The organism is Pseudomonas sp. NFX15 (assembly GCF_049132105.1).
In the GTDB taxonomy this organism is placed as follows: domain Bacteria; phylum Pseudomonadota; class Gammaproteobacteria; order Pseudomonadales; family Pseudomonadaceae; genus Aquipseudomonas.
In genome coordinates this window covers 18,525-36,269 of record NZ_JAFMPV010000033.1, presented here as the reverse complement: position 1 = coordinate 36,269, position 17,745 = coordinate 18,525, and the positions used below count along the sequence as shown (strand labels likewise).

Sequence of the window (17,745 nt, the reverse complement as noted above, 5' to 3'; positions counted from 1 at the left end):
GACTTTCAACGTGTTCGTAAAAGCGCTTCGTGTCGGCCTTGGCCAACTGATCATCTTCATCGACTTCATCACCCGCCCGAGCAAGAAAAAGCGCCCCGCCGCTGCTCAGGCCCAAGTCGAATCCGCCGCCAAGGGCCTGACCCTGTATCAATTCCACGCCTGCCCGTTCTGCGTGAAGACCCGCCGTGCCCTGCGTCGACTGAACGTGCCGGTAGCCTTGCGTGACGCGAAGAACAACGAACAGGACCGCCAGGCCTTGCTGGAGCAAGGCGGTAAGATCAAGGTGCCGTGCCTGCGCATCGAAGAGGACGGCCAGACCACCTGGATGTATGAGTCCAAGGTGATCATTGATTATCTGGACACGCGTTTCGCGGCGGTCTGATTTTCTTACGGTGAGCCGCAGGCTGCATTCGCTGGCAAGCCAGCTCCTACAAGGTACGCGCCAACCTGTAGGCGCTGGCTTGCCAGCGAAGGGGCCGCCACAGGCACTGCAAACTTAAAAAAATAAACCGGCCTTCGCGCCGGTTTATCTGTTTTCAGGCCGCTTGCGCCGCCTGCGCCTGGCGCACCACCGCCGCCAATCGCTTGAGCCCCTCGTCCAGCCTTGCCGGATCGATATGGCTGAAATTCAACCGCAAATATCCAAGGTTGTTGTCCGGCTCAGGAAAGAACGGCTCCCCCGGCATGAACGCCACATCATTGGCCAGTGCCGCGTCGAGCAAAATGCGAGTGTCCTGCGGCTGCTTGAGTTTCAGCCAGAAAAACAGCCCGCCCTGCGGCACATTCCAGTCCGCCAGATCCGAAAAGTGGGTGTCCAGCGCGGCCTGGAATGCATCCCGACGCCCCCGATAAAAATCGCGTAACTCACTGCGATGTTGCTGATATTTCTCGCTGCCGATCCATTGCAGTGCCTGCCACTGGCCGACGCGATTGGTGTGCAAATCCGCCGATTGCTTGAGTTTCAACAAGTGGGGAAACAGATCAGGGCTGGCGATCAAATAACCGACGCGCAAACCCGGCAACAGGGTTTTCGACACGGTGCCGGTGTAGATCCAACTGGCCTTTTTCAAGCGACTGACAATCGGCGTGGCGCTGCCACCATCGAAGGTGAGTTCGCGGTAAGGCTCGTCTTCGATCAGGGTGACCCCGAACTCGTCGAGCAACGCCGCCACCGCATCGCGCTTGGCTTCGCTGTAGCGCACGGCCGAAGGATTCTGAAACGTCGGGATCAGGTACACGAAGGCCGGGTGAAGTTGCTCCAGGCGCGTGCGCAGCGCCACCAGGTTCGGGCCGTCGGCCTCCAGTGGCACGGTCAGGCAATCGGCGCCGAACAACTGGAAGATCTGCAAGGCCGCCAGATAGGTCGGCGCTTCCAGCAAGATCTCGGTGCCCTTGTCGATGTACAGCTTGGCGGCCAGGTCGAGGGTTTGCTGGGAGCCACTGACTACCAGCACCTGACTGGCCTCACAGGCTACCCCCAACGCCCGCGCCTCGGCGGCCAGCGCCTCTCGCAACGCCGGCTCGCCTTCGCTCATGCCGTATTGGCCCATGGACACCGGCATGTCGGTCCAGTCGACCTTTGGCAGCATGGCCTCGGCCGGCAAGCCACCGGCAAACGACATCATTTGCGGACGCTGGGCAGCGGCGAGGATTTCACGGATCAAAGAACTTTTAAGGCGCGAGACACGTTCGGAAAAAGCCATGGGGTCACCGGTAGCGAGGCATGAGGAAAATAAGTCAAACTTGTTGACCGAAATTACGTCAGCTCGAACGGATACGTCAATATGCTTGACCTTAAAAACCCGATTTCCCAGCAACAGGCCATGGAAGCGTTTTTCTTCGGCTACCAGGCCTTCACCGCCAAGGCCGACGAAATGCTCGAACGTCGCGGCCTGAGCCGGGTGCATCAGCGCATTGTGTTTTTCATCGCCCGTTACCCGAACCTGAGCGTCAAGGAGCTGCTGGCGTTGCTCGGTGTGAGCAAGCAGGCGCTGAACATGCCGCTACGACAATTGCTGGAAATGCATTTGGTCCAGAGCGTGGCGTCCGAGACGGACAAGCGCAAGCGTCTGCTGGAGCTGACGGCCGAAGGTGCGCGCTTTGAACAGGCGTTGCGGCGTGAGCAGGTAAAATTGCTGGAGCGGGTATTTGCCGAGGCTGGGGAGACGGCGGTGAATGGGTGGCTGGCGGTGAATTTGGCGTTGGGGAAGAGTCATTCGCCGGCTGAATAAGGTTCCTTTTCAAGAGTTGTATTGATTGACCTACTGCCATCGCGAGCAGGCTCGCTCCTACAATTGAGCGCCTTTCCATGTAGGAGCGAGCCTGCTCGCGATGGCGTCCGAACCGGCGATATATCCCTAAAGCCAAACTTTTCGTCAACAAACTCAAAAACATTATTTGCTTTCTTTGTATACAAAAGCATAATCCACTTCGTGCGAGTTCCTGACCAACCGGTCAACAAATTCGCAAGTGCCTCAAAGGGCCGCTGCCACCCTCATGGGTCCGGCCCTGGAAATAACAATAAAACTCTTGAGGAGTATTCGCTGTGGAAAGCCGCAAATCCGAAGCATCGACACTGGAACTGTCGCCACCATTACGCGGTGGCTTGCTGGAACGTCTGTTTAAACTCAGCTTGCATGGCACCACGGTGAAGACCGAGCTGATTGCCGGTCTGACAACCTTCATCACCATGGCTTACATCATCTTCGTCAACCCCAACATCATGGCCGACGCCGGGATCGATCACGGCGCCGCGTTTGTCGCCACCTGCATCGCCGCGGCACTCGGTTGCCTGCTGATGGGCCTGTACGCCAACTGGCCGGTCGGCCTGGCACCGGGCATGGGGCTAAACGCCTTCTTCACCTACACCGTGGTTGGCACCATGGGCTACAACTGGGAAACAGCCCTGGGCGCGGTGTTCGTTTCCGGTGTGTTGTTCATGATCCTGACCTTCTCGCGGATTCGCGAGTGGCTGCTCAACAGCATCCCGGTCAGCCTGCGCTTCGCCATGGGCGCCGGCGTGGGTCTGTTCCTCGGGCTGATCGGCTTGAAAACCGCGGGCATCGTCGTTGATAGCCCGGCCACGTTGATCAAGCTCGGCTCCCTGCGCGAACCCGGCCCTCTGCTCGCCGCCATCTGCTTCCTGATGATCGCGATCCTCAGCTACCACAAGGTGTTCGGCGCGATTCTCATCAGCATCATCACCGTGACCCTCGCGGGCTGGGGTCTGGGCCTGGTGCACTACGCGGGCATCATGTCGGCGCCGCCGAGCCTCGCTCCTACCTTCATGGCCATGAATGTCGCCGGCGTGTTCAACGTCAGCATGATCAGCGTGGTCCTGGCGTTCCTCTTCGTGCACATGTTCGATACCGCTGGCACCTTGATGGGTGTTGCCCAGCGCGCCAACCTGGTAGGTGCTGACGGCAAGATCGAAAACCTTTCCCGCGCGATGAAAGCCGACAGTGCTTCCAGCGTATTCGGCGCGGTAGTCGGTGTTCCGCCAGTCACCAGCTATGTGGAAAGTGCGGCGGGCGTTGCTGCTGGTGGTCGCACCGGCCTTACGGCCGTGACCGTCGGCGTGCTATTTATTGCAGCGATGTTCTTCGCTCCGTTGGCCGGGATGATTCCAGCCTACGCCACCGCGGGTGCGCTGATTTACGTGGCGATGCTGATGATGGGCGGCATGGCCCACATCGAATGGGACGAAGCCACCGACAGCATCCCGGCCATCGTGACCGCGATCATGATGCCGCTGACCTTCTCGGTCGCCGACGGTATCGCGCTGGGCTTCATCACCTACGTGGCGCTCAAGGCGGGTACCGGCAAGTACAAGGAAATTTCCGTCAGCCTGTGGGTGCTCTGCGCGATCTTCATCGCCAAGTTCATCTTCTTGTAAATAACACGCGGTAAACGCTTCGAAACAGCCTCACCCTATCGGGTGGGGCTTTTGTGCAAATGGAGGAAAGTGATGAGTCTGGAAACCTGGCTGCTGTTCAGCGGCGCTGCGCTGATAGTGATTCTGATCCCGGGGCCGCTGTCTTTGCTGATGATCAGCAACAGTTTGAATTACGGTTTGCGCCGTTCGTACCCGGCGTTCCTTGGCGGCGTGTCGGCCTCGATCTGCCTGCTGAGTGCTTCGGCGCTGGGCCTGGGGGCGTTGTTGCTGGCGTCGGAACAATTGTTCAGTGCGCTGAAGATCCTCGGTGCGCTGTACCTGTTTTACCTCGCCTGGCAGAGCTGGCAGCAATCGCGCCAGCCTTCTCATGGCGCTGAAGTGCCGCAGACCGCGCCGGTACCGCGCTTTCGTGCGCTGTTCGGCCGTGCGTTCATGCTGGGCGCGAGCAATCCGAAGGACATCCTGTTCTTCGCCGCGTTTCTGCCGCAGTTCCTCAGCGCCGAGCAACCGTTCCTGCCGCAACTGGTGGTGATGATTGCGACCTGGACCGCGCTCGACCTGTTGTGCAAATTGGCCTACGGGCTGGGCGCCCATGGGGCGGCGCGGTATCTGCGCAGCGGCAAGGGGCAGAGCTGGTTTAACCGGGTGAGTGCTGCATTGTTTGGTGGGGCGGGTGCAGCGTCCCTGTTGAGCCGCTAAGCGCTTCGCTGGCAAGCCAGCTCCTACAGGTCTGCGCAAACCCTGTAGGAGCTGGCTTGCCAGCGAAGGCGCCAGCCCACACACCAGTTTCCTCCAGGCGAAAAAAAGCCCGCAGTGTGAGCGGGCGAAAGACCAAAGAAGCTATATGCGCAGTCGCTCCCAAGGTGAGGCAGCTGCTTGGGGGATCAGCTGCCGCGGTAGGTGGAGTAGCTGTAAGGCGAAATCAGCAGCGGCACATGGTAGTGATCCTGCTCGGCGGAGATGCCGAAACGCAGCACCACCACATCCAGGAAAGCCGGCTCCGGCAGCTTGACGCCGCGGGCGCGGTAGTAATCGCCGGCATGAAACTGAACCTGATAGACACCGGTGCGGTAGTCATCGCCTTGCAGCAGCGGTGCATCGACACGGCCATCGCTGTTGGTGACGGCAGTGGCGACCAATTCCAGCTGCGAACCTTCAACGCGGTACAACTCGACTTTGATCGAGCTGCCCGGGCAACCGTGTGCTGCGTCCAAAACGTGTGTAGTCAAACGTCCCATTGATTCTGCGCGCCTGCCTGCGGGGAGCAGTCAGACTTCGCGCCTCCCGAAGCCAGTTGAAAAGGAGACCGCACCGATTCGGAGCACGAAAAGCTGCGGCGAGCGACTGATTAAGACATTTTTCAAAAAAATTGTACACAATAAAAACCACATTTTTCGCATCTCCCCCGCCATCCACGAATTTACTGTTGATTTCCCGCCAAACCACGCCATCTATACGCCCTCCAGCAAATTACTGACCAGTCAGGCAGATTTCTTGCAGGCTCACGCCAATAGCAGTAAAAGATGACAGTCGGCGAAAATTGCGAAAATTCAGGCTTACAAATTTAATATAAAGTTGTATACAATCACCCCATCGCTGTGACGCCAGCCAGCCAACCCATTTCAGCTGCGTCACACCAACCGTCATCATCGAACAAGAAGGAAGCCTGCAGTGAGCGCTGACTACCCACGCGACCTGGTCGGTTACGGCAGTAACCCTCCTCACCCACACTGGCCGGGCAATGCCCGCATTGCCCTGTCGTTCGTACTCAATTACGAAGAAGGTGGCGAGCGCAACATCCTGCACGGCGACAAAGAATCCGAAGCGTTCCTCTCGGAAATGGTTTCCGCCCAGCCGCTGCAAGGCGCGCGCAACATGAGCATGGAATCGCTCTACGAGTATGGCAGCCGCGCCGGCGTGTGGCGGATTCTGAAGCTGTTCAAGGAATTCGATATTCCATTGACCATCTTCGCCGTGGCCATGGCCGCCCAGCGTCACCCGGACGTGATCCGCGCCATGGTCGATGCCGGCCACGAGATCTGCAGCCACGGCTACCGCTGGATCGACTACCAGTACATGGACGAAGCGCAGGAACGCGAGCACATGCTCGAAGCGATCCGCGTCCTCACCGAAATCACCGGTGAGCGCCCGCTGGGCTGGTACACCGGACGCACCGGCCCGAACACCCGTCGCCTGGTCATGGAAGAAGGTGGTTTCCTCTACGACTGCGACACCTACGACGACGACCTGCCCTACTGGGAACCGAACAACCCGACCGGCAAGCCGCACCTGGTGATCCCGTACACCCTGGACACCAACGACATGCGCTTCACCCAGGTCCAGGGTTTCAACAAGGGCGACGATTTCTTCGAATACCTCAAGGATGCGTTCGACGTGCTGTACGCCGAAGGCGCCGAAGCACCGAAGATGCTCTCGATCGGCCTGCACTGCCGCCTGATCGGCCGTCCGGCGCGTCTGGCTTCGCTCAAGCGCTTTATCGAATACGCTAAAAGTCATGAACAGGTGTGGTTCAGCCGGCGCGTCGACATCGCACGCCACTGGCACGAAACCCACCCGTACACAGGGGCTGCCAAATGAGCACCTTTCAAACCGTCAAACCGTCGACCCTCGGCCGCGACGAATTCGTCAAAGCCTTCGCCGACATCTACGAACATTCGCCATGGGTGGCCGAAAAGGCCTACGACCTGGGCCAGGATGCTTCGATCGACCAGATCGAAACCCTGCACCAGCGCATGAGCGACATCCTGTTGAGCGCTGATCACGAAAGCCAACTGGCCCTGATCAATGCTCACCCGGACCTGGCCGGCAAAGCTGCCGTCCAGGGCGAGTTGACCGAAGCCAGCACCCATGAACAGGCTGGCGCCGGTATTCACCAATGCTCGAGCGATGAGTTCCAACGCTTCACCGAGCTGAACGACGCTTACAAAGCCAAGTTCAAGTTTCCCTTCATCATGGCGGTAAAAGGCAGCAACCGGCATCAGATCCTCGCAGCGTTCGAAACGCGCATCCACAACCCGGTCGACACCGAGTTCAAATGCGCCCTGGCAGAGATCAACAAGATCGCCCTGTTCCGATTACTGACCCTATAGCAAGCCTGGCCCAAGCAGACTCAAGAACGCCGATACTGCTCAGGGCCTCGCAAGCATCCCAAGCCACTTATTTAAAGGCAGACAAGAAGAATGAAAGCTTACGCCGTACCTTTCGAGAAGTTCGTCAACCTGGCCGATGCCCGCCTGGGCACCAAAATCATCTCGGTCACCGATGACTGGTTCGCAGACGCCAACCGTCTGTTCCAACCGACCCCGGCCGTGTGGAAGGAGGGCGTGTTCGATGACAACGGCAAGTGGATGGACGGCTGGGAATCGCGCCGCAAGCGCTTCGAAGGCTTCGACAGCGCGGTGATCCGCCTGGGCGTACCGGGCTCGATCAAGGGCGTCGACATCGACACTTCATTCTTCACCGGCAACTTCCCGCCGTCGGCCTCCCTGGAAGCCTGCTACCTGGCTGAAGGCGAGCCGAACGAAAACACTCAGTGGGTTGAAGTGCTGTCGGCCGTCGAGCTGCAAGGCAACAGCCACCACTTCCACGAAATCAACAACGACCAGGCCTTCAGCCACCTGCGTTTCAACATCTACCCGGATGGTGGCGTGGCCCGTCTGCGCGTGTACGGCGTACCGTTTCGCGATTGGTCCGCTGTGGGCGACAACGAGCAAGTCGACCTGGCCGCTGCCCTCAACGGTGGCCGCGCTCTCGCCTGCTCCGACGAACACTTCGGCCGCATGAGCAACATCCTCAACCCGGGCCGTGGCATCAACATGGGCGACGGCTGGGAAACCGCACGTCGTCGCACGCCAGGCAATGACTGGGTGATCGTCGCGCTGGGCCACCCGGGCGAGATCGAAAAAATCGTCGTCGACACCCTGCACTTCAAAGGCAACTACCCGGACAGCTGCTCGATCCAGGGCGCGTTCGTCAAGGGCGGCACCGACAGCCAGATCGAAACCCAGTCGCTGTTCTGGCGCGAACTGCTGCCAAGCCAGAAGCTGGAAATGCACGCCGAACACACCTTCGCCGAGCAGATCAAGGCACTGGGCCCGATCACCCACATCCGCCTGAACGTGTTCCCGGATGGTGGTGTGAGCCGCCTGCGTTTGCTGGGCAAGGTCGCGAAGTAATGCTGAGCCTGTAGGAGCCGGCTTGCCGGCGAAGGCGTCTGTGAGGGCGCTTTCGCTGGCAAGCCAGCGCCTACAAAAAGCCGCATCAGAACCAACAACACAGAATTCGGATAGGAACAGCATGCGCACACTGACGATTGAACCGCTGACCAAAGAAGCCTTCGCCCCTTTCGGTGACGTGATCGAAACCGACGGCAGCGATCACTTCATGATCAACAACGGTTCGACCATGCGCTTCCATAAACTGGCCACGGTGGAAACCGCCAAGCCAGAGGACAACGCGATCATCAGCATTTTCCGCGCCGACGCGCAGGACATGCCACTGACCGTTTGCATGCTGGAGCGCCATCCGCTGGGCAGCCAGGCTTTCATTCCGCTGCTCGGCAACCCCTTTCTGATCGTGGTCGCGCCGGTTGGCGATGCACCTGTATCAGGCTTGGTCCGCGCCTTCGTCACCAACGGCAGGCAGGGCATCAATTACCATCGCGGCGTTTGGCACCACCCGGTGCTGACGATCGAAAAGCGGGATGACTTCCTGGTGGTTGATCGCAGTGGCACAGGCAATAACTGCGATGAGCATTTTTTCAAAGAGGATGAGCGTTTGGTCCTCGCCCCCCACCAATAAGAGAAGGTCTGATCACTCGACAACAGAGTGACAGGCGAGAGGTAAAGACTGTGGAAGCACATCTGTTGGAATGGCTGAACCTGAGCGTGCGCTGGGTTCACATGATTACTGGCGTGGCCTGGATCGGTGCGTCGTTCTATTTCGTCTGGCTGGAAAACAACCTCAATCGGGTCAACCCGAAAAGCGGTCTGGCCGGTGATTTGTGGGCAATCCACGGTGGCGGTATCTACCACCTGGAAAAATACAAACTGGCTCCACCGACCATGCCGGATAACCTGCACTGGTTCAAATGGGAAGCCTACTTCACCTGGATGTCGGGTATTGCGCTGCTGTGCGTGGTGTTCTATTCCAACCCGACGCTCTACCTGCTGGCTCCGGGCAGCACCCTGAGCGGCCCTGAAGGCGTGGCCATCGGTATCGGCTCGCTGTTCCTCGGCTGGTTCATCTACTCCTTCCTGTGCGACTCGGCCCTGGGCAAACGCCCTGCTCTGCTCGGCGGCATCCTGTTCGTCCTGATCATCGGTGCGGCCTACGGCTTCAGCAAAGTGTTCAGCGGGCGTGGTGCGTACCTGCATGTCGGCGCGATCATCGGCACCATCATGGTCGGCAACGTGTTCCGCATCATCATGCCGGCGCAACGCGCACTGGTCGCAGCGATCGCCGAGAACCGCACGCCGGACCCGGCGCTGCCGGCCAAAGGCCTGCTGCGCTCGCGCCACAACAACTACTTCACCTTGCCCGTGCTGTTCATCATGATCAGCAATCACTTCCCGAGCACCTACGGCAGCCAGTACAACTGGTTGATCCTGGCCGGGATCGCGGTACTGGCGGTGTTGGTGCGTCACTACTTCAACACCCGTCACGACAGCCACAAGTTTGCCTGGACCCTTCCAGTCGCAGCCGTCGGCATGATCAGCCTGGCTTACGTCACCGGCCCTGCGCCGATGAACAGCCCGGAAGTGGCCAAGGCCCCAGCAAAAATCGAATACCAGCCGCTGCCGGAAACAGCAGTGGGCGGTGGTTTGAAACCGGCTGACGCCAAACCCGCAGAAGCGCCTGCCGCCGCACCGGCGCAAGCGTCCAACGCAGGTCCTGGCTTTGACAAAGTGCACAGCGTGATTCAGGAACGTTGCGCGGTTTGCCACTCGGCCAAGCCCACCAGCCCGCTGTTCAGTGCAGCTCCTGCCGGTGTGATGTTCGACACCCCCGAGCAGATCCGCCAGAACGCTCCGCGGATCCAGGCGCAAGCCGTCACCAGCCAGATCATGCCACTGGGCAACATCACCCAGATGACCCAGCAGGAACGTGACCTGATCGGTGCCTGGATTGTTCAGGGAGCCCAGACCAATTAAGTAGCAAAAGCTTCGCTGGCAAGCCAGCTCCTACAGGGTTCACACGACCTGTAGGAGCCGGCTTGCCGGCGAATGGCCGCACCGCGGTCACCAGATGCACAAAATCACAAGAATAAAAAAGATCCGAGGTGTTGCATGTCCGAGCTATCCGAAGCGCGCATCCCCGACGCACCCGCCATTCAGCGTTTGCCCCTCTTGCAACTGATCCTGGTCGGTTTGCAACATGTTCTGCTGATGTACGGTGGTGCCATCGCGGTGCCGCTGATCATCGGACAGGCCGCTGGCCTGAGTCGTGAAGAAATCGCCTTTCTGATTAACGCCGACCTCCTCGTGGCCGGTATTGCCACCATCGTCCAGTCGCTCGGCATCGGCCCCATGGGCATTCGCATGCCGGTGATGATGGGCGCCAGTTTCGCCGCTGTCGGCAGCATGGTCGCCATGGCCGGCATGCCCGGCATCGGCTTGCAAGGGATCTTCGGTGCGACCATCGCCGCCGGATTCTTCGGCCTGCTCATCGCCCCGTTCATGTCCAAGGTCGTACGCTTCTTCCCACCGCTGGTGACCGGTACGGTCATCACCTCGATCGGTTTGTCGCTGTTCCCCGTGGCCGTCAACTGGGCCGGCGGCGGTGCCGGCGCCGCTCAATTCGGTTCGCCGATCTACCTGACCATCGCCGCACTGGTGCTGGGCACCATCTTGCTGGTGCACCGCTTCATGCGTGGTTTCTGGGTGAATATTTCCGTGTTGATCGGCATGTGCCTGGGCTACGTGCTCTGTGGCCTGCTGGGCATGGTCGACCTCAGTGGCATGGCGCAGGCGCCCTGGCTGCAATTCGTTACCCCGCTGCACTTCGGCATGCCGAAATTCGAACTCGCACCCATTCTCTCAATGTGCCTGGTGGTGGTGATCATTTTCGTCGAGTCCACCGGGATGTTTCTCGCACTGGGCAAGATCACCGGCCAGGAAGTCTGCCCACGAATGCTGCGTCGCGGCTTGCTGTGCGACGCCGGTGCTTCGTTCTTCGCCGGTTTCTTCAACACCTTCACCCACTCCTCGTTCGCCCAGAACATCGGCCTGGTGCAGATGACCGGCGTGCGTTGCCGTTCGGTGACCATCGTTGCCGGCGGTTTGTTGATCGTCCTGAGCCTGCTGCCCAAAGCGGCGTTCCTGGTCGCGTCGATTCCACCGGCCGTGCTCGGCGGCGCAGCGATTGCGATGTTCGGCATGGTCGCTGCCACCGGGATCAAGATCCTCCAGGAAGCCGACATCGGTGACCGTCGCAACCAGCTGCTGGTGGCGGTGAGCATCGGCATGGGCCTGATCCCGGTGGTACGCCCGGAGTTTTTCGCCCACCTGCCCGTGTGGATGAGCCCGATCACCCACAGCGGCATCGCCATGGCCACGCTCAGTGCGCTGACCTTGAACCTGTTGTTCAACATCCTGGGTGGCGCCGAACGCGCGGCCATCAACGATTGCCAGGCTCACACGCATTAAGTCAAGAACGTAAGAAACCTGTAGGAGCCGGCTTGCCGGCGAAGGCGACGTGTCAGACGACATGAATGTCGGACTTCCTGGCGATTTCGCTGGCAAGCCAGTTCCTACAGGGTTGGGTGGCCTGCGCCTGAAAATAAAAACAAGAGGGAGCAACAGATGATTCGGACACAAACCAACGTGTTGTTGAGTGGTGGCCTGCTGGCCGCGAGTCAAGCCATGGCCGGCGATCTACTGCTGTGGCAGACCAACAGCCTGAGCTACCTGTATGGCAAGAATTACGCAATCAACCCGGCGATCCAGCAGACGCTGACCTTCGAGCACGCCGACCGCTGGAAGTACGGCGACAACTTCCTGTTCGTCGACAGCACCTGGTACAACGGCGAGCAAGACCGCAACAAAGGGGCCCACGCCTACTACGGCGAGTTCAGCCCGCGTCTGTCTTTCGGCAAGATCCTCGACCGCCGCTTCGAATTCGGCCCGATCAAGGATGTTCTGCTCGCCATGACGTACGAGAACGGCGAAGACGACAGCAAGGCCTACCTGATCGGCCCAGGCTTGGACCTCGCCGTGCCGGGTTTCAACTACGTCACCCTGAACGTCTATCGCCGCGAGACCGAAGGCGCACGCCCGGGCGATGGCGTCTGGCAAATCACCCCGGGCTGGTCCTACACCCTTCCCTTGGGTAATTCCAACCTGTTGATCGACGGCTACATCGACTGGGTCGTCGATAACGACCAGAACTCACGCGGGACCTACCACGCCAACGTGCACCTCAACCCGCAGGTCAAATACGACCTGGGCAAAGCCATGGGCTGGCGCGAGAAGCAGGTCTACGTCGGTGCCGAATACAGCTACTGGAAAGACAAATACGGCGTTGAGGACAGTGCCCGTTTCAACACCGACGAAAACACCGCCAGCCTGCTGGTCAAGGTGCATTTCTGATGCTGCCCCGTAACCGTGCGCCAAACCTATCGTCGGTGCGCCGTTGCGGAGCACTTGAGACCTGGCCGAGGAGTCAGTATTCTCCGCGGCCGCCCGAATCCGGTTTAAAAAAAAGCCCGGATGTAAAACCTGACCAGCAGGCCAACTTATCCCGGCACTGGCAGGCTCCAAGGCACTCCAAAACCCCTCTCAATCGACCGCTCCTGAGCTGCCGAACGGGAGTTTTTTTGCTTTTAGAACGCCTTGGCTCAGCTCTTGCTATCAGCACCAAAGCTGACCGATTGGATGATTTTTTATCGCAACACAAACAGGCGCCGCACCAGAGCGCCGACCTTAAAAAAACAACGTGGAACCACCTCATTTTTGGGAGCAACCGAATGAAACGTACGTGCACTAGCCTGATGCTCGCGGGATCAATGCTGGCCGGTGGCCAAGCCATGGCCGACGATTTGCTGCAGTGGCAGAACAACAGCCTGACCTACCTCTACGGTAAAGACTTCAAGGTCAACCCGCACATTCAGCAGACCGTGACGTTCGAGCACGCCGATGCGTGGAAGTACGGCGATAACTTCTTCTTCGTCGACAAGATCTTCTATAACGGTGACAAGGACTTCAACAACGGTCCGAACACCTACTACGGCGAGTTCCAACCACGCATCTCCCTGGGCAAAGTGCTCGACCAGAAGATCGAATTCGGCCCGATCAAAGACGTGCTGCTGGCCATGACCTACGAGTTTGGCGAGGGTGACAGCGAGTCTTACCTGATCGGCCCGGGCTTCGACCTGGCCATCCCTGGTTTCGATTACTTCCAACTGAACTTCTACAACCGTCACACCGATGGCTCGCGTCCGGGCGACAACGTCTGGCAGGTCACTCCGGTCTGGTCCTACACCATCCCGGTCGGCGATTCGAGCGTGCTGATCGACGGTTACATGGACTGGGTCATGGACAACGACGTCAACAGCAAAGGCGAATATCACGCCAACCTGCACTTCAACCCACAAGTCAAATACGACCTGGGCAAGGCCATGAATTTTGGCGCCAAGCAGTTGTATGTCGGTATCGAGTACGACTACTGGTCGAACAAGTACGGGATCGACGATACCCAGGCGTTCACCACCAATCAGAACACCACGAGCTTGCTGGTGAAGTTCCACTTCTGATTTTGCTGCATGTGGCGTCCGCAAGGGCGCCATCGCGGGCAAGTCCGCGAAAGGTGGCACCACCGATTTCAAGCTGGAACGATCGCCTCGGCAATCCCCAGAAACCGGCACAACTCCCCCCGCTTGGCCAACGCATCCCGTCGCCCCAACTCAATCAACTCGCTGCAATACCCCGACTCGAACAGCAGGTAACTCAGCACCCCTGCCCCGCTGGTCTTGGTCGCACCCGGTCCGCGCAGAAACAGGCGCAGTGCCGCCGGCAATTCTTGTCGATGGCGGGCAGCGATTTCGTCGATTGGCTGGCTCGGTGAAATCACCAGCACGTCCACCGGTGCCACCCCCAAGGCGCGGGTCGGAGTGCCGTCGGGCATCAGGTGACTGAACTGGTTCAGGCGCTGCAACAACTCGATGTCGCTTTCCAGGCTGTCGATGAACGTGCTGTTGAGCATGTGTCCGCCGATCTGTGCCAGGGTCGGTTGCTGACCGGTGTAGCTGCGCTGCAACGGTTGTTGCGAATCGACGCCGCGGGGGTTGCCGCTGACGCCCACCACCAGCACCCGGCTGGCCCCCAGGTGCAGCGCCGGGCTGATGGGCGCTGACTGTCGCACCGCGCCATCGCCAAAATACTCTTCGCCGATTTTCACCGGGGCGAACAGCAGCGGAATCGCCGAACTGGCGAGCAGGTGTTCAACGCAAAGTTGGGTCGGAACGCCGATGCGTCGATGACGCAACCAGGCGTCGATCTTGCCGCCGCCCTGATAGAAGGTCACCGCTTGGCCGGACTCATAGCCGAACGCCGTGACCGCCACCGCACGCAATCGTTGCTGGGCGATGGCTTCGGCAACGCCGCTCATGTGCAACTTGTCGTTGAGCAAATCGCGCAGCGGCGAACTGTCGAGCAGTGCCACCGGCAGGTGCGCGCCCATGCCCAGCAAGCTGTGGCTGACAAAGCGGCTGGCCTGGCGGATAACGCCTGGCCAGTCGCTGCGCAGCACCAGATGGCTGCGAAAGCCCTGCCAGAAGGCTGTGAGGCGTTCGATGGCGCTGCGAAAGTCCATCGCGCCGCTGGCGAGGCTGACGGCGTTGATCGCGCCTGCCGAAGTGCCGACGATGACCGGAAAAGGATTGCTCGCCCCCGGTGGCAGCAATTGGGCAATCGCCGCCAGCACCCCGACCTGGTACGCCGCCCGAGCCCCGCCGCCTGAAAGAATCAAGCCTGTAACCGGTTCAGCAGGACTCATCGCAACGCTCCAGGGTGCTAAAGGGATCGTTCACTCAACGACGTTTGGCGTACAACTTAGCCTCGCCCGGTGGACGACTCTTGAAGCGGCGGTGGGCCCACAAGTATTGCTCGGGATACTCGCGCAACACGCTTTCGATCCACTGGTTGATCCGAAGGCAATCGGCTTCTTCGGTTTCACCGGGGAAACCTTCGAGCGGCGCATGGATCACCAGGCGATAACCGCTGCCGTCCGCCAGGCGCTCCTGGGTGAACGGCACCACCAACGCCTTGCCCAAGCGGGCAAACTTGCTGGTCGCCGTCACAGTCGCGGCTTGAATGCCGAACAAGGGCACGAAGATGCTTTGCTTGGCGCCGTAGTCCTGATCCGGTGCGTACCAGATCGCCCGGCCCGAACGCAGCAATTTGAGCATGCCGCGTACGTCTTCGCGTTCCACCGCCAGTGAATCGAGGTTGTGCCGCTCGCGGCCCTGACGCTGGATGTAGTCGAACAATGGATTCTTGTGCTCGCGGTACATGCCGTCGATGGTGTGCTTCTGGCCGAGCAGCGCCGCGCCGATTTCCAGCGTGGTGAAGTGCAGCGCCATCAGGATCACGCCCTTGCCTTCGCGCTGGGCCTTTTGCAAATACTCAAGCCCTTCGATGTGCGCCAGGCTCGCCAGGCGTTTGCGCGACCACCACCAGCTCATCGCCATTTCGAAGAAGGCGATGCCGGTGGAGGCGAAATTCTCCTTGAGCAGGCGCTTGCGTTCGGCTGCGGTTTTTTCCGGGAAACACAGTTCCAGATTGCGCTTGGCGATGCGCCGTCGGTCGCCCGCCACGCGATACATCATCGCGCCCAACACGCGACCGATCCACAGCAAAGCCGGATACGGCAACTGGACGATCAGCCACAACAGCCCCAAGCCACACCACAGCGGCCAGAAACGTGGAGAAAGAAAAGCTTTTCGAAAACGCGGGCGGTCCATTAATGCTTCCGGAATGACAATGGCCGCGCATTCTACATCGTTCGACCCGGCTTGCGGCCTGCGGGCGTTCTCGTTATAAGTCTCGGCACTTTTAGTGACAAGTCGTTGTATGCCGACCATGAGCCAAACCGAACCGCTAGACCAAGATCCCGTGTTCCAGTTGAAGGGCAGCATGCTGGCCATTACGGTGCTGGAACTGGCCCGTAATGACCTCGAAAGCCTTGATCGGCAACTGGCCGCCAAGGTCGCCCAGGCGCCCAACTTCTTCAGCAACGCGCCGCTGGTACTGGCCCTGGACAAACTCCCGGCCAACGAAGGCGCCGTCGATCTGCCCGGCCTGATGCGCGTGTGCCGCCAGCACGGCCTGCGCACCCTGGCGATTCGCGCCAGCCGTATCGAAGACATCGCCGCCGCCATCGCCGTCGACCTGCCGGTGCTGCCGCCGTCCGGTGCTCGGGAACGTCCGCTGGACCTGACCGAGGGCGAACCGAAGAAAAAACCGGAAAAACCACCCGAGCCGTCCATCAAGCCGACCAAAATCATCACCTCGCCAGTGCGTGGTGGCCAGCAGATCTATGCCCAAGGCAGCGACCTGGTGGTGATCTCCTCGGTCAGCCCGGGGGCGGAACTTCTCGCCGATGGCAACATCCATGTATACGGCCCGATGCGCGGTCGAGTGCTCGCCGGCGTCAAGGGCGACACCAAGGCGCGGATTTTCTGCCAGCAAATGAGCGCTGAACTGATTTCCATCGCCGGGCATTACAAGGTTTCCGAAGATCTGCGCCGCGACCCTTTGTGGGGTTCGGGCGTGCAGGTCAGCCTGTCAGGCGACGTGTTGAACATCATTCGGCTTTAACGGATACTGCCGCATTTTCCAAGCATCTCTAAAACGTAGCGAAAACGGCTCAAACGAAGTAGGAAAAAGGCCCAAGGCAGTGTTTACCGGGGGTAAGCGCCGCCAAAAACCGAATTCCAGCCAAGGCTGTCCGACTGCAGTAGTTTTCAAGAGATGTTTTTCAGGGGCTAAAAAGTCCTTCTTCCTTAGGGGTGAAACACCTTGGCCAAGATTCTCGTGGTTACATCCGGCAAGGGTGGTGTGGGTAAGACCACCACCAGCGCCGCTATCGGTACCGGCCTCGCTCTGCGTGGCCACAAGACAGTTATCGTCGACTTCGACGTGGGCTTGCGTAACCTTGACCTGATCATGGGTTGCGAGCGCCGCGTGGTGTATGACTTCGTCAACGTGGTCAACGGCGAAGCCAACCTGCAACAGGCCCTGATCAAAGACAAGCGCCTGGAAAACCTCTACGTGCTGGCCGCCAGCCAGACCCGCGACAAAGACGCGCTGACCGTCGAAGGCGTGGAAAAAGTCCTGATGGAGCTCAAGGAACAATTTGAGTTCGTGGTCTGCGACTCCCCGGCGGGCATCGAGAAAGGCGCCCACCTGGCCATGTACTTCGCTGATGAAGCGATCGTCGTGACCAACCCGGAAGTGTCTTCGGTACGAGATTCGGACCGCATGCTCGGCCTGTTGGCCAGCAAGTCGCGTCGCGCCGAACGGGGCGAAGACCCGATCAAGGAACACCTGCTGATTACCCGTTACCACCCGGAGCGTGTGAGCAAAGGCGAAATGCTCGGCGTAGAAGACGTCAAGGAAATCCTCTCGGTAGCGCTGCTCGGCGTGATCCCTGAATCCCAGGCGGTGCTCAAGGCATCCAACCAGGGCGTTCCGGTGATTCTCGACGACCAGAGCGATGCCGGCCAGGCCTACAGCGACACCGTAGACCGCCTGCTGGGCAAGACCGTGGATCATCGTTTCCTCGATGTACAGAAGAAGGGATTCTTCGAGCGCCTGTTTGGAGGCAATTAA

At 59.7% G+C, this 17,745-nt stretch carries 18 protein-coding genes; 14 read left to right on the top strand and 4 right to left on the bottom strand.

Annotation, left to right across the window (positions count from 1 at the left end):
- The first annotated feature begins 10 nt into the window (after positions 1–10).
- Entirely contained in the window at positions 11–382 is a 372-nt protein-coding gene (locus J1D76_RS24610; RefSeq protein ID WP_421140953.1) for a glutathione S-transferase N-terminal domain-containing protein, read from the top strand.
- Between the two features lie 154 nt (positions 383–536).
- On the opposite strand, the gene J1D76_RS24605 is transcribed toward J1D76_RS24610, so the two are convergent.
- Complete coding sequence (locus J1D76_RS24605; RefSeq protein WP_421140952.1) at positions 537–1,703, bottom strand: PLP-dependent aminotransferase family protein; 1,167 nt, start codon at positions 1,701–1,703, stop codon at positions 537–539.
- 81 nt (positions 1,704–1,784) lie between these two features.
- Here J1D76_RS24605 and J1D76_RS24600 point away from each other — a divergent pair, with 81 nt between their 5' ends.
- The 3 genes from J1D76_RS24600 to J1D76_RS24590 all read left to right on the top strand — a co-directional run bounded on the left by J1D76_RS24600 (position 1,785) and on the right by J1D76_RS24590 (position 4,594).
- Positions 1,785–2,231: a MarR family winged helix-turn-helix transcriptional regulator gene (locus J1D76_RS24600; protein ID WP_421140951.1), complete on the top strand. Its 447-nt coding sequence runs from the start codon at positions 1,785–1,787 to the stop codon at positions 2,229–2,231.
- Between the two features lie 314 nt (positions 2,232–2,545).
- Positions 2,546–3,895 (top strand): NCS2 family permease, encoded by a 1,350-nt coding sequence (locus J1D76_RS24595; RefSeq protein ID WP_421140950.1) that lies wholly within the window; start codon positions 2,546–2,548, stop codon positions 3,893–3,895.
- 72 nt (positions 3,896–3,967) lie between these two features.
- Positions 3,968–4,594, top strand: coding sequence for a LysE family translocator (locus tag J1D76_RS24590; RefSeq protein ID WP_421140949.1), 627 nt, complete (start codon positions 3,968–3,970; stop codon positions 4,592–4,594).
- Positions 4,595–4,779: 185 nt separating this feature from the next.
- Here the strand turns inward: J1D76_RS24590 and uraH are convergent, their stop codons facing one another.
- A complete protein-coding gene (gene uraH / locus J1D76_RS24585) occupies positions 4,780–5,133 on the bottom strand; it encodes a hydroxyisourate hydrolase (RefSeq protein WP_008017679.1) in 354 nt (117 codons plus the stop codon).
- A gap of 433 nt (positions 5,134–5,566) precedes the next feature.
- Here uraH and puuE point away from each other — a divergent pair, with 433 nt between their 5' ends.
- From puuE to J1D76_RS24545, 8 genes are all read left to right on the top strand, one after another.
- Positions 5,567–6,493, top strand: a complete 927-nt coding sequence (gene puuE / locus J1D76_RS24580; RefSeq protein WP_421140948.1) for an allantoinase PuuE — start codon at positions 5,567–5,569, stop codon at positions 6,491–6,493.
- On the top strand, positions 6,490–7,005 hold the full coding sequence (gene uraD, locus J1D76_RS24575; RefSeq protein ID WP_421140947.1) for a 2-oxo-4-hydroxy-4-carboxy-5-ureidoimidazoline decarboxylase: 516 nt from the start codon (positions 6,490–6,492) through the stop codon (positions 7,003–7,005). Before puuE ends, uraD begins: the two co-directional genes overlap by 4 nt.
- A gap of 90 nt (positions 7,006–7,095) precedes the next feature.
- A complete protein-coding gene (gene alc / locus J1D76_RS24570) occupies positions 7,096–8,091 on the top strand; it encodes an allantoicase (RefSeq protein WP_421140946.1) in 996 nt (331 codons plus the stop codon).
- A 121-nt stretch (positions 8,092–8,212) separates the two neighbouring features.
- Complete coding sequence (locus J1D76_RS24565) at positions 8,213–8,716, top strand: ureidoglycolate lyase (RefSeq protein WP_421140975.1); 504 nt, start codon at positions 8,213–8,215, stop codon at positions 8,714–8,716.
- 50 nt (positions 8,717–8,766) lie between these two features.
- Positions 8,767–10,068, top strand: a complete 1,302-nt coding sequence (locus J1D76_RS24560) for a urate hydroxylase PuuD (RefSeq protein WP_421140945.1) — start codon at positions 8,767–8,769, stop codon at positions 10,066–10,068.
- Between the two features lie 135 nt (positions 10,069–10,203).
- Positions 10,204–11,562 (top strand): nucleobase:cation symporter-2 family protein, encoded by a 1,359-nt coding sequence (locus J1D76_RS24555; RefSeq protein WP_421140944.1) that lies wholly within the window; start codon positions 10,204–10,206, stop codon positions 11,560–11,562.
- 156 nt (positions 11,563–11,718) lie between these two features.
- A complete protein-coding gene (locus tag J1D76_RS24550) occupies positions 11,719–12,504 on the top strand; it encodes an outer membrane protein OmpK (RefSeq protein WP_421140942.1) in 786 nt (261 codons plus the stop codon).
- A gap of 377 nt (positions 12,505–12,881) precedes the next feature.
- Positions 12,882–13,667 (top strand): outer membrane protein OmpK, encoded by a 786-nt coding sequence (locus J1D76_RS24545; RefSeq protein ID WP_421140941.1) that lies wholly within the window; start codon positions 12,882–12,884, stop codon positions 13,665–13,667.
- A gap of 68 nt (positions 13,668–13,735) precedes the next feature.
- On the opposite strand, the gene J1D76_RS24540 is transcribed toward J1D76_RS24545, so the two are convergent.
- Positions 13,736–14,908, bottom strand: coding sequence for a patatin-like phospholipase family protein (locus J1D76_RS24540; RefSeq protein WP_421140939.1), 1,173 nt, complete (start codon positions 14,906–14,908; stop codon positions 13,736–13,738).
- Between the two features lie 34 nt (positions 14,909–14,942).
- Positions 14,943–15,875: a lipid A biosynthesis lauroyl acyltransferase gene (locus tag J1D76_RS24535; RefSeq protein WP_421140938.1), complete on the bottom strand. Its 933-nt coding sequence runs from the start codon at positions 15,873–15,875 to the stop codon at positions 14,943–14,945.
- Between the two features lie 118 nt (positions 15,876–15,993).
- On the opposite strand from J1D76_RS24535, the gene minC reads away from it, so the two are divergent.
- The gene (minC, locus tag J1D76_RS24530; RefSeq protein ID WP_421140937.1) at positions 15,994–16,731 is read left to right on the top strand and encodes a septum site-determining protein MinC; all 738 of its coding nucleotides are present in this window, start codon (positions 15,994–15,996) and stop codon (positions 16,729–16,731) included.
- 201 nt (positions 16,732–16,932) lie between these two features.
- The gene (gene minD / locus J1D76_RS24525; protein ID WP_093217159.1) at positions 16,933–17,745 is read left to right on the top strand and encodes a septum site-determining protein MinD; all 813 of its coding nucleotides are present in this window, start codon (positions 16,933–16,935) and stop codon (positions 17,743–17,745) included.

Bases quoted from the DNA above. Each gene is read 5' to 3' on its own strand.
- J1D76_RS24600 (WP_421140951.1), top strand. From the start codon at position 1,785: ATGCTTGACCTTAAAAACCCGATTTCCCAGCAACAGGCCATGGAAGCG.
- J1D76_RS24535 (WP_421140938.1), bottom strand. From the start codon at position 15,875: ATGGACCGCCCGCGTTTTCGAAAAGCTTTTCTTTCTCCACGTTTCTGG.
- J1D76_RS24605 (WP_421140952.1), bottom strand. From the start codon at position 1,703: ATGGCTTTTTCCGAACGTGTCTCGCGCCTTAAAAGTTCTTTGATCCGT.
- alc (WP_421140946.1), top strand. From the start codon at position 7,096: ATGAAAGCTTACGCCGTACCTTTCGAGAAGTTCGTCAACCTGGCCGAT.
- J1D76_RS24540 (WP_421140939.1), bottom strand. From the start codon at position 14,908: ATGAGTCCTGCTGAACCGGTTACAGGCTTGATTCTTTCAGGCGGCGGG.
- uraD (WP_421140947.1), top strand. From the start codon at position 6,490: ATGAGCACCTTTCAAACCGTCAAACCGTCGACCCTCGGCCGCGACGAA.
- J1D76_RS24545 (WP_421140941.1), top strand. From the start codon at position 12,882: ATGAAACGTACGTGCACTAGCCTGATGCTCGCGGGATCAATGCTGGCC.
- J1D76_RS24555 (WP_421140944.1), top strand. From the start codon at position 10,204: ATGTCCGAGCTATCCGAAGCGCGCATCCCCGACGCACCCGCCATTCAG.
- minC (WP_421140937.1), top strand. From the start codon at position 15,994: ATGAGCCAAACCGAACCGCTAGACCAAGATCCCGTGTTCCAGTTGAAG.
- J1D76_RS24565 (WP_421140975.1), top strand. From the start codon at position 8,213: ATGCGCACACTGACGATTGAACCGCTGACCAAAGAAGCCTTCGCCCCT.
- J1D76_RS24550 (WP_421140942.1), top strand. From the start codon at position 11,719: ATGATTCGGACACAAACCAACGTGTTGTTGAGTGGTGGCCTGCTGGCC.
- uraH (WP_008017679.1), bottom strand. From the start codon at position 5,133: ATGGGACGTTTGACTACACACGTTTTGGACGCAGCACACGGTTGCCCG.
- J1D76_RS24590 (WP_421140949.1), top strand. From the start codon at position 3,968: ATGAGTCTGGAAACCTGGCTGCTGTTCAGCGGCGCTGCGCTGATAGTG.